The organism is Athalassotoga saccharophila, from assembly GCF_009936215.1.
Lineage (GTDB): Bacteria > Thermotogota > Thermotogae > Mesoaciditogales > Mesoaciditogaceae > Athalassotoga > Athalassotoga saccharophila.
Window position 1 is genome coordinate 543,592 of sequence record NZ_AP019551.1, and the last position, 15,623, is coordinate 559,214.

The window sequence follows — 15,623 nt, forward strand, 5'->3', positions numbered from 1 at the left end:
TTATTTTCCTTGCGTTACCTGATTTTTTCCGTTCTCTATTTTGGCTGTTTTACTTGCGTTCATTCCGTGCATCAATTTTTCCTTTGTTATTATTGCTTTTTGAGTTTGTGGATCGAATGCCCTCATCATCGACATGTCAAAGACTAAATCCATCGATTGATCGATCTGTGCCTCGGTCTTTGGATCGACTGCGGCGACTATTATATCGTTTCCTATTCTTGCGTGTAGCATGGTTTGGTTTCCGAGAGGTTCTATAACATCTACCTTGACATTTACGGTATTTTCGGGCGTCGCGGCTACGGCAAACATCTTATCGTAAATGTCTTCTGGCCTTATTCCGAAGATTATCTCTTTGTCCTTGTAATCTCCAAGTTCTTCCTCGTAGATTTTTGGCACTTTAATGAGGGATCCATTTGGCAATTTAACCCACATTGCGCTGTCTTTCCAAAGAAGGGTGGCTTTCAAAAAGTTCATTGAAGGAGAGCCTATGAATCCTGCGACAAAGACGTTATCCGGATAGTGATAAATATCGAATGGCGTGCCTATTTGTTGGATCACGCCGGTGCTCATTACGACGATCTTGTCAGCCATCGTCATAGCCTCGACCTGATCGTGCGTGACGTATATCATTGTTGCGTTGAGCCTTAGGTGCAATTTTTTGAGTTCCGATCTCATCTGGACTCTTAACTTTGCGTCGAGGTTTGAAAGAGGTTCGTCGAAGAGGAATACCTTCGGATTTCTAACTATCGCGCGGCCGACCGCAACACGCTGCCTTTGACCTCCAGAGAGTTGCTTTGGCTTTCTGTCGAGGAATTCTTCTATTCCGAGAATCTTTGCCGCTTCTCTTACCCTTCTGTCTATCTCATCTTTTGGAAAGTGTCTCAATTTAAGTCCAAAAGACATGTTTTGATAAACGTTCATGTGAGGATAAAGTGCGTAATTCTGGAAGACCATCGCTATGTCCCTATCCTTTGGTTCAACGTCATTTACAACCTTGTCCCCGATTTTAATAGTTCCCTTCGTTATCTCCTCGAGACCTGCTATCATCCTCAAAGTCGTGGTCTTTCCACATCCCGAAGGACCGACGAGAACACAGAATTCCTTGTCGGCAACATTTAAATTCGCATCTTTGACAGCCTCTACCTTTTTTTCGTAAATTTTCCACACATGTTCCAAAATTACATCTGCCATCCTTACACCTCCTGATTATCCTGATCGTCTTCAAGCATTTTATCAACCGGATCTTCCGGTGCGCCGCTACCGACATCGAGCGTGTATATGTCCTTGACCTGTTCCAAAAAATCCATTATCTTGACATACCTTTCGTAATTTATTACGCTCACTTCTGGAACGCCATTTTTTGTTATGACTACGTCCTGATTTTTAGCCTCTGAAATCAACTTTGAAAGGCCCGCCTTGGCATCGGCAACATTGTAAAATTTCAGTTTGTTGAGCATACGATCACCTTGACTATGATTATAGTCATATTTTTGATCAAAGTCAATATACCAAATATTTTACTCGCACTTGACTTTTTAAATCAAAGAGTATATATTAAAAAATAAAGATTTTGAAGGTGTCTCATGGTAGAGTTGATATTTAGCCTGATCGGAATTATCTCCTACATATATCTCGGAATAAGAATAATTCCAATGAGGATAAAGTTTGCCGCCTTTCTTTATCTTCTCTTTTTGTTCATCTTTCTTGTGGCTTTGGTGATAATGAATCCTTATTTTTTGATATCGTGGTCCATTTTTACACTCTTTATTGGAATAATCGTTTTTATTCTTGTAAGATGAGGTTCTCCTATTGACATTTCAAAATCAAAGTATTATAATTAAGTAAGTTAATTAATGGAGGCGGACATTGTGAAGATTCCCCTTTTTGATTTGACAAGACAATACAAGGAATTGAGAAATGAAATGATCAAGAAGATAGACGAAGCCATATCAAGTGGCGTTGTTATAATGGGTCAAAATGTCGAAGAAATAGAAGAAAGGATCGCAAATTACATCGGAGTCAAACATGCCATCGCTGTAGGCAATGGAAGTGATGCCTTGGTCTTGGCGCTCCAATCCATGGGGATCGAAAAAGGCGATCGCGTTATCACTACCCCTTACACGTTTTTCTCAACAGCAAGCGCAATAACAAGACTTGGTGGAATACCCATCTTTATCGATGTTGGAGAAGACTTCAACATAGATGTGGGTCTTGTCGAAAAAAAGATAAAATCGGATAAATCGATTAAGGCCGTCATTCCCGTTCATTTGTTCGGAAAAAGTGTCGATATGGAATACCTTAAATCGATTTGTGATAAATATGGAGTTAAAATTCTTGAAGACGCCGCTCAATCTATAGGGTCAGAGGCCTTTGTCGGTGGAAAACGTGTAAAGACTGCCTCAATTGGAGATGCTGGAATCCTTTCTTTCTTCCCCACGAAAAACCTCGGAGCATATGGCGATGCTGGAATGGTCCTTACCAATTCGGACGAAATTGCAGACAGGGTGAGAATTTTAAGAGTTCACGGATCTCACCAAAAGTATGTTCATGAAGAGATAGGCTACAATTCTCGAATGGATGAAATACAGGCCGCCATATTGAATGTTAAGTTTTCTCACCTTGATATGTGGATAGATAAGAGAATAAATGCGGCATCGAATTATTCAAAACTTCTTGGGGGGGATACTGTCCTTTGTCCTGCAGTTCCAAAAGATAGAACTCATGTTTTTCATCAATACGTTGTAAGAACTGAAAGAAGAGAAGAACTTAGAGAATATCTGACAAATGAAGGCATCGGTACGGCGATATATTATCCTATTCCTTTGCATTTACAGAAATGTTTTTCCTTTCTGAATTACAAACCGGGAGATTTTCCCGTTGCCGAAAAACTTTCTAAAGAATCTCTTGCAATTCCCATGTTTCCGGAAATAACATTTGAAGAGCAGGAATATGTTGCAAAAAAAATAAAGGAATTTATGGAGGAAAGATCATGACATTAATGGAAAAGATCACTTCGAGAAAAGCAACTGTAGGCGTTTTAGGGCTTGGTTACGTTGGCCTCCCACTTGCCGTAGAAAAGGCCAAGGCCGGTTTCAACGTTATCGGCTTTGATATACAAAAGAGCAAGGTGGATATGGTAAATGCCGGACACAATTACATAGGAGACGTTGTCGATTCAGATCTTGAAAAACTCGTAAAGGATAAAAAATTAAGGGCGACAACAGATTACGATGAAATAAACAACTGTGATGTCATAACGATATGCGTGCCGACGCCTCTCGATAAATTCAAGCAACCGGATTTAACGTATATAGTTGAGAGCACAAAACAAATAAAAACACGCCTTCACAAAGGCATGCTTGTAACGCTCGAGTCGACCACTTATCCGGGTACAACGAATGAAGTTGTCCTTCCAATACTCGAAGAAACTGGTCTTAAGGTTGGGAAGGATTTTTTCCTTGCTTTCAGTCCTGAACGTGTAGATCCGGGAAACCTCATTTACAAAACCAAGAATACCCCAAAGATCGTCGGAGGAGTTACTCCAGAATGTACCAAACACGCCAAAGCCATGTACGAGGCCATATTGGACGCTCCGGTTAAAGTTGTATCTTCGCCACGTGAGGCGGAAATGGCCAAAATACTTGAAAATACATTCAGAATAGTCAATATCGCACTTGCAAATGAGATGGCGCTTGTATCACACAGAATGGGTATAAATTATTGGGAGGTCATCGATGCGGCAGCGACAAAGCCTTTTGGTTTTATGCCATTTTACCCGGGTCCTGGCGTTGGAGGACACTGCATCCCGATAGATCCATTCTATCTGACCTACAAAGCGAGAGAATACGATTATCACACGAGATTAATAGAATTGGCCGGAGAAATCAATGACTCTATGTCCGAATACGTTGTGGAAAGGCTTTCAGATCTTTTGAATGACAGAAAAAAATGCATGAATGGATCGAAAATACTCGTCATGGGTGTTGCGTACAAGGGAGACATAGACGACATAAGGGAATCCCCAGCACTTAAGGTCATTGAACACCTCGAGAAGAAGGGATCGGTGGTGGTATACCATGATCCTTACATACCTAATTTTGTACATAACAACAAAAGGTATGAAAGTGTGCCTATAACAAAAGAACTTTTGGATTCGATCGATGGCGTGATAATAACCACGGCACACAAAAAGCGCGTCGATTACAAATTCTTGATCGAAAATGCGCCTCTTGTCTTCGATACGAAGAATGTAACAAAGGATATTGTTCAGAAATATCCAAATCTTTACGTTTTATAAGGTGAGATTATGAAAATAAAAGGCGGTCTTATTGGTTGTGGAAGAATAGGGACTCAAAAGCATTTAGAGGCGGCCATAAAAAATTCTGATATCTTTGAATTCGAAGCCGTCTGCGATCCTGTTGTAGAAAGGGCTGAAAATGCCGCCGCCATTTTAGATCGCGCCGGTCTAAAGAGGCCAAAAATTTACACCGATCACAGAAAAATGCTCGAGGAAAAACTCGATTTCGTTTCCATAGCGACGGAATCTGGAAAACATAAAGATATAACTGTAGAGGCTTTGAAATCCGGAAAACATGTGCTTGTCGAAAAACCTATGGCTCTGTCTATAAAAGACGCGAGAGAGATGTGTGATGTCGCGAAAGATCGCAAATTAAACCTTGGAGTCTGCTTTCAAAATAGATTCAATCCCGCGGTCCAGGAATTGAGAAAGAAGATCGAAAGTGGGGCTTTTGGAAGACTATTTCATGCCAATATAGCGGTAAGATGGAACAGAAATAAAGCCTATTACGATCAGGCACCATGGAGAGGAACTTGGGCTATGGATGGTGGTGTGCTTTCAAACCAATCAACTCACGGTATAGATCTCCTTCAATGGATGCTTGGCGGTGAGATGAAAGAGGTTTACGGCTACATAACAAACCTTAACCATCCGTACATAGAAGCAGAGGATCTCGGAACGGGCATTGTTAAATTCAAAAATGGTTCTGTAGGAATCGTCGAGGGAACATCCAACGTTTACCCGCGAAATTTGGAAGAGGTTTTTTCGATCTTTGGAGAACGAGGCACAGTTGTCATAGGTGGTATAGCAACGAACAAAATCCTTACGTGGAGATTTGAAAATGAAGAACGCCATCCTTTTATGGATTTACCCGATCCAGAGACGGTCTACGGGTCGGGCCATATACCCCTTTACAAAGATTTCATTGATTCGATAAAAGACGGACATCCTCCTTACATCACCGGTGAAGAGGGGATGAAGGCTCTCGAGATAATTTTAGGTATCTATCAATCCTCTCTTTACGGGCGACCGGTGAGCTTTCCGATAGACTTTTCAACGAATCTCATGTCCCCCCTTCGAAGGTAAGAAGCACGGATATCCCGTGCTTCTTTTTTTATTTGGAGGAATAAAATGATCGAGAGAATAATTGAATTCGCAAAGGAAAAAATGGAAGGATCTCACACCTTTGATCATGTCCTGAGAGTGGTAAGATTCTGTGAAATCATAGGTCAAAATGAAAATGCGAGGATGGATATCTTGATTCCGGCAGCCTATCTTCACGATATCGCAAGGCCACTTGAGGAAAAAAATGGATCTATAGATCACGCAAAGGCAGGATCGCAGATGGCATTTGAGTTTTTAAAAAGCATTGAATATCCCTGTGCCGCAGAAATTTCCTATGCCATATCTGTTCACAGGTTTTCAAAAGGTCTTATTCCAGAAACTCTTGAGGCAAAGATTTTGCAAGATGCGGACAGGCTTGATGCCATTGGCGCAATGGGAATATACAGGACGATAGCCTATTCAGCACTTAACGGCAGAAATGTCGAAGAGACGATAGCGCATTTTGAGAATAAAATTTTAAATCTTAAGGATTTGATGCACACAAATACGGCAAAAAAGATGGCCGAAAAACGCCATCAGATAGTCTTTGAGTTCGTTCGGGCCCTTAAGGAAGATCTCACGCAAATTGGGAGACAAATTTGACTGCCTGAGGCGTTTTTGGCGTTTTGAAAAATTCATGTGGAGTTGTGTCTTCAAGTATATATCCATTACTCATGAATAGAATTCTATCGGACACCTCTCTTGCAAATCTCATTTCGTGGGTGACTATTATCATCGTAACACCTTTTGAGGCAAGTTCTTTCATGACATTTAAAACCTCAACTGTCATTTCTGGATCAAGGGCCGATGTAGGCTCATCGAATAAAATCAGATCTGGCTCCATCGCCATGGCACGTGCAATTGCAACCCTTTGTTGTTGACCACCTGATAGTTGTGAAGGGTAACTGTTTAATTTTTCTCCGAGTCCGACACGTTTAACCCACTTTCCGCAGATAAAAAACAGTTTTTTGGATTTATTTGAAACTCATGTTTTAAAATTGAAAGTGGGAAATGATTAGAGTCAGTAATAGCCAAAGAAGCATTTGCTGTAACCTTGACGCACATCACAAAGATTATACCACTATTTACCGTTTCGGATAGAGTCCATTGATTTATGCCTTTCTGCTGCTATGATCTATTTGAAAAAGACAGCGGAGGTAGAAAAATGGAAATCACTACAAAGCAACTTGATCACCATGGACTTGTGGCTGGGACATTTGATAAATTTGAAATGGGAGAGGTCATTGAAAAGAGAATACCGAAAGTCCGGAACTTCAATCTTTCAACGTCTGCGATAATAAAAGCGATGATCATACTCGGGCTTGGTTTTGTTGACAGGAGATTGTACTTTGCAGGGAGTTATTTTGAGAACTGGGATGTTGAGAAACTTTTAGGCGAAGGAACTAAACCGGAAGATCTTAACGATGACGCTCTCGGCAGAGTGCTTGACAAGATTTATGATTACGGTCCAACGGAATTATTTCAAGAGATAGCGGCGCACGCTTTGAACAAACTTGAAATGGATGTTCACCTCGTTCACACCGATACCACAAGCGTGAGTGTAAGCGGCAATTACGAGATGGAAGACGGGACGAATGGTTTTAAGATCACCTTCGGTCATTCGAAAGATCACAGACAGGATTTGAAACAATTCGTGATAGGGATGGTTGTAAATCAGCATGGAATGCCGATGTTTGCCAAAACATACAACGGGAACGAATCGGATAAAGAGTCGATCAAAGAAATGGTCAAAGCAATCAGGAAGAACATTGACAAAGACAAGAAAGTCTATCATGTGGCAGACAGTGCTTTCTACACTGCGGAAAACATTAGCGAACTCAGAACAACATACTGGATAAGCCATGTGCCGTCTACGATAAAAGAGGCTGAAGAAATGCTAAATAAAGAAGTTGAATTTCGTCCGACCAAAATTGAAGGATATGAAGTGTATTCCGAAATAAGCAATTACGGCGGGATAAAACAAAAATGGATAATGGTGAATTCGAAATATCTTAAAGAACAGGAACTGAAAACATTTGACAGGCATTTGAAAAAAAGCAAGACAGAAGCGGAAAAGTCATTGAAAAAGACTGTGACGAAAGAACGGTATTTTTGTTCTGAAGACGGAATAAACAAGTCCAGACAATGGATGGAAGCTCATCCTCTTTTCAAATACGACAAGTTTGAGATAAAGAGCGTAAGAGTCAGAACTGACGGGAAAAGAGGAAGGCCTAAAGATGGGGATCCGACGATAGAAATGTATGAAATAGATGCTGAGATAGGTCTGAATGAAGAAGCGGTTGAAAAGGCCAAAGCAAAACTCGGAAGATTCATACTTTCAACGAACGACATTGAACTTGAAGATGAAAAAGTGCTCGAATATTACAAAAACCAGACAACGGTCGAAAGAGGATTCAGGTTTTTGAAAGACAAAAGTTTCGGAGTAAGCGATGTGTATCTGAAAAAGCCCGGACGGATTCAGGCACTTGTGATGATAATGGTATTGACGTTATTGGTGTACTCGCTTTCGGAATGGGAAATAAGGCGCACATTGAAAGAGACAGGGCAAACATTTCCGAATCAGTTGAAAAAGCCGACAAACAGGCCGACATTCAGGTGGATATGTCAGAACTTCATGAACATAACCGTTGTAAATGTGGTTACAGATGGGCAAACAACCACACAGATAGCGAATTTAAAAGATTTGCAGATCAAAGTGATAAGACTTTTGGGAGTTGAATATGAAAAATATTATTTCTGATCAAAGATGTGCGAAATGTGGGGTTTAAGCCATAAGGTAGCAATTTCTTTTGATCTTTCCTTTTCTATCTTTTTTATCTTGACGAGAGGATACATGACATTTTTGAGTGCATTCATGTGTGGAAAGAGGTTATAACTTTGAGAAACGAAAGCCATTTTCATTCTTGCTGACCTTACAGTAAAAGGATCGGGGGTAAGAAGTTGGCCTTTGAAAAAGATTTTGCCAGAATCGTATCTTTCCAAAAAATTTATACTTCTTAGGAGTGTAGATTTTCCCGTTCCCGAAGGGCCCATTATTACAACAACCTCTCTCTCGTTGACACTCATGGAGATGTCTTTGAGTACTACATTTTCTCCAAAAGATTTTTTTAAATTTTCTATTCTCAGTATCTCGCTCAAGGTATTGCAAACCTCCTCTCGATTATTTTACTTGCAAAACTCAAAACGTAAGTCAGAGTAAAATACATCAACGCTACTGTTATATAACTTTCGAATGATGCAAGGGCCATCGTTGCGACCTCATTTCCCCTTTGAGTTAACTCTTCTATTGCTATGACAGATGCTAAAGAACTGTCCTTTATGAGGCTTATGAATTGGCCCGTCAGTGAAGGAAGGGCATTTCTGAAGGCCTGCGGAAGGATTATATCGAAGAATTTTTGACCTTCGCTAAGTCCGAGTGCATCCGCAGTTTCGAATTGCGCTTTTGGAATCGACTGGATCCCACCTCTTATTATTTCCACTATGTACGCTCCCTCAAATGTTGAAAGGGCTATGACGGCGGCCCAAAATCTTGGAAAATCGAAGATAGTACCTATTCCGTAATAGACGAGAAGTATTATCACAAGCAAAGGAATATTTCGAAAAATGGTAACGTAAACGCCAGCAAGGTCCCTAAGAGTTTCATTTTTGGAAACTCTTGCTATGCCTCCGAGGACTCCTATGACAAAGGAAAGTAAAATGCTGAATATTGAAATTTCAAGAGTTATGAGCATTCCCATCAAATAAAGTTTTATGTAATCAAATGGCACTATATTCCAGTGAAATGGATACTGCAAAGAAATAAGATAATACATTCCTCCAAATGCCGCGATCAATATGATCGCGGTAGAGAGTTTTCCAACCCATCTCATTCAGACCACCTACGAATTCGGTTTGTAATTGACAAACCATTTGTTGTAAAGTTCTTGCCATTGTCCGCTTGCCTTTATGTACGTTATAAAGGTGTTTATCCAGTTGAGAAGTTCCTGCTCATTTTTCTTTATTGCTATGCCGTAATTTTCGTTCGTAAGTGTCTCATCTATCGTGGCGAGTTGATCGTATTTTTCTACCATGTATCCAACGTAGGTTGAATCTGCAACGGCGATATCGGCTTTTTTCATAGCAACCTGCAATGCGGCCTCATCCATTGTGTTGAATTCGAGTATTTTTGCGTTTGGGAAGATCTTTTTTGCCGCATCTTCTCCCGTTGTTCCTATCTCAACCGCTATGGTTAGATTCTTCTGATCTTGGAGGCTTTTGACGGTTGGATTGGTATAAACTGATTTGTTGTAGAGAACTTTTTGACCTATGGTAAAGTATGGAATGGAAAAATCAACCATCAGGGCTCTTTTGGGAGTTATCGTCATTGCCGATATTATCATGTCGAACTTTCCAGAAACAAGAGATGGTAAAATTCCTGACCATTGCGTAGGAACTATTTTGAGTTTGACTCCAAGTTCATTTGCCATCAACTGTGCCATATCAACGTCAAAGCCAACGTAGTTACCGTTTGAATCTACTCCCTCAAATGGCATGTAATGGACATCCATTCCCACGGTCAGATAACCAGAAGAGATTATCTTGTCAAGCGCGTCTGCACTCACCACCATTGTAAGAATGACAAGAGAAAGTAAAAACAACGTGAAAAATTTACCCATACAACACCTCCTTAAGATTTTTGAATATAAAAAAGGCCACATCTTTTCTGATGTGGCCCGGTGAAACCTTCTCACGCACGATCAAGAAGCCGCTTCACCGGGCGGTTGCTTGACGTGCTTTCTATTTTCAATTATTGAAAATCTTTTCACATTTCCCCCTTGGTTCAAGATTTGAAAATATCTTATCATCGATGTTTGTTCAATGTCAATTAAAAAATGATTAAGTTTTGTTTTCTTATTTTTTCTATGGCAAAAATATACCAAACTCAAATTAAAAGTCGAATGTTCATTACCGTAAGCGGAAGGAAAGATGGCACGAATGGTGACGAGTGAAAGCACTAATTGATGATTGCAAATTTAGGATTGCAAATTTTCAATTTTTAATTCTCAATTTCTACCCGCCATAGGTTACCTGTCTAATATACCTCGCTATCCTCTCACGATCTTTTCTATGTTATAATATAATGAATTAACATTGAGGAGGTCTTAAAGTTGGAAGTAGAGGAGACCCTTAAGGAACTTATATTTTCAGAAAAAGATGCGCGTTCCATTGTTGATAATGCAAGAGATCAGGCAAAAAAGATATTGTCAAAGGCAAATGAAGAGGGAGAATCTTTGATCGAGAATAAAAGATCGGAAGCAAAAAGATCTGCCGCGGAGATGATCCAGAAGGCCGAGGAAGAAGCCCAGATGAAGTCAAGGGAAGCCATTCAAAAAGCCTTGAATTCAGTTGAGAGCCTTAAAAGGCAATATGCATTGATAAGGGAAGATTTCATTTCCGACTTTGTTAAAAAGTCTTTGAATTTAAAGGTTTGAAATTGAGATTGGATGAATTTGAATACGATCTTTTGAAATTCGTAAAAGATGAGTCTTTGATAAAAGATGGAGATTTTGTCCTGTTAGCAGTTTCCGGCGGATCAGATTCGATGGCAATGATGCATGCCTTTTCCAAAATAAGAGATCGCCTTAATGCCGATTTTATCGTTGCACATCTAAATCACATGATAAGAAAGGAAGCCGAAATCGAGGGAAAAGGCGTTAGCGAGTTTGCAAAAAGTTTAGGATTTGAATGCGTTGTTGAATCGAGAAATGTTCCTGAGTATCTTAAAAACCATAAAGGCCTTTCGATTGAAGAAGGCGCAAGAATTGTAAGATACGATTTCTTTGAAACGGTTGCCTCAAAATACGGTGCGAATAAAATAGCGACTGCCCATCATCTTTCGGATCTGACTGAAAATTTCTTCCTAAGACTTTTCAGGGGAAGCGGTGTGGGTGGGCTAATAGGAATGAGCCCGATAAGAGGTAAATATATAAAGCCTTTTTTGATTTTTGATGAACAAAGCATAAGAAATTATGTTAAAATCTATAGAATACCTTTTTTTGAAGACAGAACGAATTTCGATACAAGATACTTGCGAAATAGGATAAGACACGTCTTAATTCCAGAAATAAAAAAAGATTTTTGCCCCCAGATAGAAAAGATGGTTTTCAACATTTCAACCATCCTCAAAATGTATCAAGATCATCTGGGCAAAGAGATATCTGAAAAATTCGACCTTAAAATTGTAAATGACAGGATATGTTTAAAACTCGAAGATTTACGAAAAGAGGATGATCTCGTTCTTTCTGAACTTTTTAAAATGATCTTGAATGAGATGGGGATCGATATATCGAACAGAAAGATAGAATCTTGTGTTAAGATCGTAAGGGAAAATGGCCATCACGAGTTGAACCTTGGACGCGGTATTTACTTGGTAAAAGATAAAGATCTATGCGTGGGCAAAAAGGAGGAAGAGATTTCTTGGAGTCCGTTAGAACTTTTAGTGCCGGGTTCAGTCCAAATAAAGGAATTATCTATTAAGATATATTCCGACCTTGAAGAGGGAGAGATAAATCTTGGAGATTCTAAAAATCGTGTAACCATCGATGCTGGAAAGGTAAACTTTCCATTGGTAGTCAGACCTGCAAAGGATGAAAGGATAGTTCCATTCGGAATGAAGGAAGAGGTAAGGGTGAAAGATATTTTGAAAAAAAGAGGAGTTTCTGCAGAAATGAGAAGGATATTTCCTGTGGTTTCCCAAAAAGATGGTAAAATCGTCTGGATAGTGGGAATAACTTTTTCAGATGATTTAAAGGTTACAAGGGATACTCGAAAGATTTTAACGTTAATACGGGAAGGAGGCGCTTTTTGATGCCAACACCAAATTACACAAAGCAAACAGGCCCAAATTGGAGAACCATACTGATATATTTTCTCGTCATAGTCATGTTCTTTTTACTGATAAGACTTATGTGGCCTCCAACCAATCCTGTTACACAGATAAGTTTTACGAATTTTCTATCGATGGTAAATCAGGATCCCACTCCGATCGCTTCGGTTGTGGTTGACTCAAGTGGAAATACGACTGTAACGACAAAAAATGGCACTATATATAGTCTGTACGCTCCATGGCTTCTTACCAGTAACTCTCTTGTAGAGACGATGTCTTCGAAGGGAATAAGCGTTGTTGCAAAACAGGCAAGTGATTCGAGCGTATGGATAAATGCGATATTTTACTTTGTCTTGCCTTTAGTCATCTTGATGATCTTCTGGTGGTGGATGATGAGAAGGATGGGTAGCGCTAATTCCCAGGCCTTCAGTTTTACAAAGAGTCCGGCAAAGGTTTACAAGCCTTCCGACAAGAGGGTAACCTTTAAGGATGTCGCTGGAGTTGATGAAGCAAAGGAAGAATTAAAATCGATAGTTGATTTTTTAAAAGATCCTCAATCTTTTAATGTCCTTGGAGCAAGAATGCCAAAGGGAGTTTTGCTTGTCGGACCTCCTGGAACAGGAAAGACTCTCATAGCAAGGGCCGTCGCTGGGGAGGCCAACGTTCCATTCTTTCACATGAGCGGATCTGATTTCGTTGAGTTGTTTGTCGGTGTGGGTGCTGCAAGGGTAAGGGAACTCTTCAATCAGGCAAAACAAAATGCACCTTCCATAATATTCATAGACGAAATAGATGCCGTTGGCCGTCAAAGAGGAGCAGGACTTGGTGGTGGTCACGACGAAAGAGAGCAAACCTTAAACCAGTTGCTTGTCGAGATGGATGGATTTGACAATCAAACGGCCGTCATAGTTATGGCTGCCACAAATAGGCCAGACATTCTCGATAGCGCTTTGCTCAGACCTGGCAGATTTGATAAAAAGGTTATTCTTGATCCGCCCGACATAAAGGGACGCGAGGAGATTTTGAAGGTTCACATGAGAGGAAAGCCCATCGATCCGAATGTTGATGTCAGTGTTCTTGCAAGAAGAACTCCCGGCTTTGTCGGAGCAGATCTTGAAAACCTTATAAATGAAGCGGCATTGCTTGCGGCCCAGAGAAAAAAGAAACAGATAACTATGGAAGAACTCGAAGAAGGGATAGACAGGGTAATAGCAGGCCCCGAAAGAAGATCAAGGGTTGTAAGCGAGGAAGAAAGAAGGGTCGTTGCCTACCACGAAATAGGTCATGCTGTAGTTGGAGCCGTTTTGCCAAATGCCGATCCAGTTCACAAAATTTCTATTGTGCCCAGAGGAATGCATGCCCTTGGTTTCACGCTCCAACTTCCAACGAGGGACAAGTATTTGATGTCGAAAGACGAGATGCTTGACAGACTTGCAGGAATGCTTGGAGGAAGAGCGGCAGAAGAACTCGTATTTCACCAAATAACTACCGGAGCGGCAAATGATCTCGAGGTTGCAACCAAATTGGCAAAGGACATGGTTTGCAAATACGGTATGAGTGACACGATAGGGCCAGTCTCATGGGGAGAGGAAGGCAGTGAGGTCTTCCTTGGAAAACAACTTGGAAGAATGCCAAATTACAGTGAAGAAACGGCCGCAAAGATAGATTACGAAGTAAAGAGAATAATCGAAGAAAGTTACAAACGTGCAATGGACATCTTAAAGAAATACAGGGAAAAACTCGACGAAATAGCCAAAATATTGCTTGAAAAAGAAACCATAGAAGGAGAAGAATTAGATAAACTACTAAAGGGTCAACTTAATTTGGATCATAACGGTAACGACTCATATTCAAAGACAAAAGAGGTTGCAAGAGAAAATAACTGAGATATTTTTAAGGAAGAAAAATGGTGGCGGCATACCAGTGGCTCTTATCTTTCCAAATGAATATGCCGCCGCAATTTCAAATTTGGGTTTTAACGCTGCTTTCGCAGCATTTGAGGAATACGGTTTTTCGTGTGAACGTTTTTTTTACTCAAATGGAGAAGTAAGGTCTTTGAGCGGTAAACGTCTGAGAGATTTTAAAGTATGGGCCTTTTCGATCTCATTCGAGATGGATGTTCTTAACATTTTTGATATTTTTGCGCATGAAAAGGTTGAGATTCTTGCCGAGAAAAGAAAGGGGAATCCTTTTGTTATTTTCGGCGGAGCGATGACTTTTTTTAATCCAAACGCTTTCTGGCACGTTGCGGATCTTATTCTTCACGGCGAAATAGAAGGAATGGGAAATGTCCTTGAAAATTTAAGAGACACTTTAAAGGCACAATGGTCCGAGATTCTCGAGAAAATGGTTAAATTTTCTGATGTCTCTGTTCCCGTGATCGGAAAAAAGGCCGTTAATCTTGCCAAACTAAGAAACCTTTCCATGTCTTTGGGAAGTTCTGTCTTTCTTTCCGAAGAAGGTGTTTTTGGAAAGACTTATCTTATAGAGATAGAAAGAGGATGCATTCATCGCTGCAGTTTTTGTGTGGCTTCGAAGATATACAATATTGTGCGTTTTATGCCTCTCGAAGAGGTGAAAAAAAGAATCTCCGAGGCCATTGATTACACGGACAAAGTCGGCCTTGTTGCGTCGAGTGTTTCCGATTACCCTTATTTGATGGATCTACTTGTCTGGTTGAAGGACAAGGTGAAATTTTTAAGCGTCTCTTCTTTGAGGCTTGATGCGATAAGTGTCGAACTTGTTAAGATCCTCGAATCGATGGGAGACAGGGAGATAACGTTTGCCCCCGAGGCCGGTACTCAGAAAATGAGAGATTTGCTTAACAAAGAGATCGATGAAGAGGACATAAAAAGAGCCATTCAAAATGTTAAGATGGCGGGTCTTAGACGTGTAAAGATGTATTTCATATACGGTTTGCCAGATGAAGATCAAAGCGATTTAAATGGTATAATCGACGTAGTTAAAATGGTCAAAGATGAAGGAATAATTCCTTATGTGAGTCTTAACCCTTTGATACCAAAACCATTTACGAATTTTGAGAATTTTCAAATGCGATCCTCTAAAGATTTAAAAGAAAGGGAAAGATATCTTCAGTCAAACCTTGGGAGGATCGGAGTCAAAAGCAAGTTCGAAAGCGTAAGACTTTCAAGAATTCAATGGGTACTTGCCACGGCAAATGAAGAGATCTCTTATGAACTTGCGCGAAGGAATGAAAGATTGAAATTCATTCAAGATATAGAAAGGGAATGGCAAGCCGAGCCGGTGTGGAAATATATCGATATTTCATGGAAAAATGCGGAATTTGGAGAGTTGAAAATTTTAAAGGAGGGATAA

At 40.2% G+C, this 15,623-nt stretch carries 15 protein-coding genes and 1 pseudogene; 10 read left to right on the plus strand and 6 right to left on the minus strand.

The window, feature by feature from the left end:
• On the minus strand, nt 1-1,191 hold the full coding sequence (locus ATHSA_RS02705) for an ABC transporter ATP-binding protein (RefSeq protein ID WP_161847638.1): 1,191 nt from the start codon (nt 1,189-1,191) through the stop codon (nt 1-3).
• 2 nt (nt 1,192-1,193) lie between these two features.
• The gene (locus tag ATHSA_RS02710; protein WP_161847639.1) at nt 1,194-1,457 is read right to left on the minus strand and encodes a type II toxin-antitoxin system Phd/YefM family antitoxin; all 264 of its coding nucleotides are present in this window, start codon (nt 1,455-1,457) and stop codon (nt 1,194-1,196) included.
• Nucleotides 1,458-1,583: 126 nt separating this feature from the next.
• Here ATHSA_RS02710 and ATHSA_RS02715 point away from each other — a divergent pair, with 126 nt between their 5' ends.
• The 5 genes from ATHSA_RS02715 to ATHSA_RS02735 are packed head-to-tail and all read left to right on the plus strand — an operon-like array spanning nt 1,584 to nt 6,004.
• Nucleotides 1,584-1,799: a hypothetical protein gene (locus ATHSA_RS02715; protein WP_161847640.1), complete on the plus strand. Its 216-nt coding sequence runs from the start codon at nt 1,584-1,586 to the stop codon at nt 1,797-1,799.
• Nucleotides 1,800-1,853: 54 nt separating this feature from the next.
• Nucleotides 1,854-2,993, plus strand: coding sequence for a DegT/DnrJ/EryC1/StrS family aminotransferase (locus ATHSA_RS02720; RefSeq protein WP_161847641.1), 1,140 nt, complete (start codon nt 1,854-1,856; stop codon nt 2,991-2,993).
• Nucleotides 2,990-4,297: a nucleotide sugar dehydrogenase gene (locus ATHSA_RS02725; RefSeq protein WP_161847642.1), complete on the plus strand. Its 1,308-nt coding sequence runs from the start codon at nt 2,990-2,992 to the stop codon at nt 4,295-4,297. Before ATHSA_RS02720 ends, ATHSA_RS02725 begins: the two co-directional genes overlap by 4 nt.
• Before the next feature lie 9 nt (nt 4,298-4,306).
• A complete protein-coding gene (locus ATHSA_RS02730) occupies nt 4,307-5,383 on the plus strand; it encodes a Gfo/Idh/MocA family protein (RefSeq protein WP_161847643.1) in 1,077 nt (358 codons plus the stop codon).
• A gap of 45 nt (nt 5,384-5,428) precedes the next feature.
• Complete coding sequence (locus ATHSA_RS02735; RefSeq protein ID WP_161847644.1) at nt 5,429-6,004, plus strand: HD domain-containing protein; 576 nt, start codon at nt 5,429-5,431, stop codon at nt 6,002-6,004.
• Here ATHSA_RS02735 and ATHSA_RS02740 read toward each other — a convergent pair.
• Nucleotides 5,979-6,341, minus strand: a pseudogene (locus ATHSA_RS02740) (amino acid ABC transporter ATP-binding protein); the annotation flags it as partial. The gene ATHSA_RS02735 and the pseudogene ATHSA_RS02740 sit on opposite strands and share 26 nt — an antisense overlap.
• A gap of 174 nt (nt 6,342-6,515) precedes the next feature.
• Here ATHSA_RS02740 and ATHSA_RS02745 point away from each other — a divergent pair.
• Nucleotides 6,516-8,162: an IS1634 family transposase gene (locus ATHSA_RS02745; protein WP_232060051.1), complete on the plus strand. Its 1,647-nt coding sequence runs from the start codon at nt 6,516-6,518 to the stop codon at nt 8,160-8,162.
• Here ATHSA_RS02745 and ATHSA_RS02750 read toward each other — a convergent pair.
• Genes ATHSA_RS02750 through ATHSA_RS02760 form a run of 3 tightly spaced genes read right to left on the minus strand, consistent with a single transcriptional unit; the run spans nt 8,153 to nt 10,077 of the window.
• Nucleotides 8,153-8,560 carry an ATP-binding cassette domain-containing protein gene (locus ATHSA_RS02750; RefSeq protein WP_161847645.1) on the minus strand — a complete coding sequence of 136 codons (408 nt, stop codon included), beginning with the start codon at nt 8,558-8,560 and terminating at the stop codon, nt 8,153-8,155. The two genes, ATHSA_RS02745 and ATHSA_RS02750, sit on opposite strands and share 10 nt — an antisense overlap.
• Entirely contained in the window at nt 8,557-9,291 is a 735-nt protein-coding gene (locus ATHSA_RS02755) for an amino acid ABC transporter permease (RefSeq protein ID WP_197739208.1), read from the minus strand. Before ATHSA_RS02755 ends, ATHSA_RS02750 begins: the two co-directional genes overlap by 4 nt.
• Before the next feature lie 9 nt (nt 9,292-9,300).
• Nucleotides 9,301-10,077, minus strand: coding sequence for a transporter substrate-binding domain-containing protein (locus tag ATHSA_RS02760; RefSeq protein WP_161847646.1), 777 nt, complete (start codon nt 10,075-10,077; stop codon nt 9,301-9,303).
• Between the two features lie 492 nt (nt 10,078-10,569).
• On the opposite strand from ATHSA_RS02760, the gene ATHSA_RS02765 reads away from it, so the two are divergent.
• Genes ATHSA_RS02765 through ATHSA_RS02780 form a run of 4 tightly spaced genes read left to right on the plus strand, consistent with a single transcriptional unit; the run spans nt 10,570 to nt 15,623 of the window.
• The gene (locus tag ATHSA_RS02765) at nt 10,570-10,893 is read left to right on the plus strand and encodes an ATP synthase subunit B family protein (protein WP_161847647.1); all 324 of its coding nucleotides are present in this window, start codon (nt 10,570-10,572) and stop codon (nt 10,891-10,893) included.
• Nucleotides 10,890-12,269: a tRNA lysidine(34) synthetase TilS gene (gene tilS, locus ATHSA_RS02770; protein ID WP_232060114.1), complete on the plus strand. Its 1,380-nt coding sequence runs from the start codon at nt 10,890-10,892 to the stop codon at nt 12,267-12,269. The genes ATHSA_RS02765 and tilS overlap by 4 nt, the downstream gene beginning before the upstream one ends.
• Nucleotides 12,269-14,173: an ATP-dependent zinc metalloprotease FtsH gene (gene ftsH / locus ATHSA_RS02775; protein ID WP_269473937.1), complete on the plus strand. Its 1,905-nt coding sequence runs from the start codon at nt 12,269-12,271 to the stop codon at nt 14,171-14,173. Before tilS ends, ftsH begins: the two co-directional genes overlap by 1 nt.
• On the plus strand, nt 14,154-15,623 hold the full coding sequence (locus ATHSA_RS02780) for a B12-binding domain-containing radical SAM protein (protein WP_161847649.1): 1,470 nt from the start codon (nt 14,154-14,156) through the stop codon (nt 15,621-15,623). Before ftsH ends, ATHSA_RS02780 begins: the two co-directional genes overlap by 20 nt.

Coding starts and splice junctions, on each gene's coding strand:
- ATHSA_RS02705 (WP_161847638.1), bottom strand. CDS start 1,191: ATGGCAGATGTAATTTTGGAACATGTGTGGAAAATTTACGAAAAAAAG.
- ATHSA_RS02710 (WP_161847639.1), bottom strand. CDS start 1,457: ATGCTCAACAAACTGAAATTTTACAATGTTGCCGATGCCAAGGCGGGC.
- ATHSA_RS02715 (WP_161847640.1), top strand. CDS start 1,584: ATGGTAGAGTTGATATTTAGCCTGATCGGAATTATCTCCTACATATAT.
- ATHSA_RS02720 (WP_161847641.1), top strand. CDS start 1,854: ATGGAGGCGGACATTGTGAAGATTCCCCTTTTTGATTTGACAAGACAA.
- ATHSA_RS02725 (WP_161847642.1), top strand. CDS start 2,990: ATGACATTAATGGAAAAGATCACTTCGAGAAAAGCAACTGTAGGCGTT.
- ATHSA_RS02730 (WP_161847643.1), top strand. CDS start 4,307: ATGAAAATAAAAGGCGGTCTTATTGGTTGTGGAAGAATAGGGACTCAA.
- ATHSA_RS02735 (WP_161847644.1), top strand. CDS start 5,429: ATGATCGAGAGAATAATTGAATTCGCAAAGGAAAAAATGGAAGGATCT.
- ATHSA_RS02745 (WP_232060051.1), top strand. CDS start 6,516: ATGCCTTTCTGCTGCTATGATCTATTTGAAAAAGACAGCGGAGGTAGA.
- ATHSA_RS02755 (WP_197739208.1), bottom strand. CDS start 9,291: ATGAGATGGGTTGGAAAACTCTCTACCGCGATCATATTGATCGCGGCA.
- ATHSA_RS02760 (WP_161847646.1), bottom strand. CDS start 10,077: ATGGGTAAATTTTTCACGTTGTTTTTACTTTCTCTTGTCATTCTTACA.
- ftsH (WP_269473937.1), top strand. CDS start 12,269: ATGCCAACACCAAATTACACAAAGCAAACAGGCCCAAATTGGAGAACC.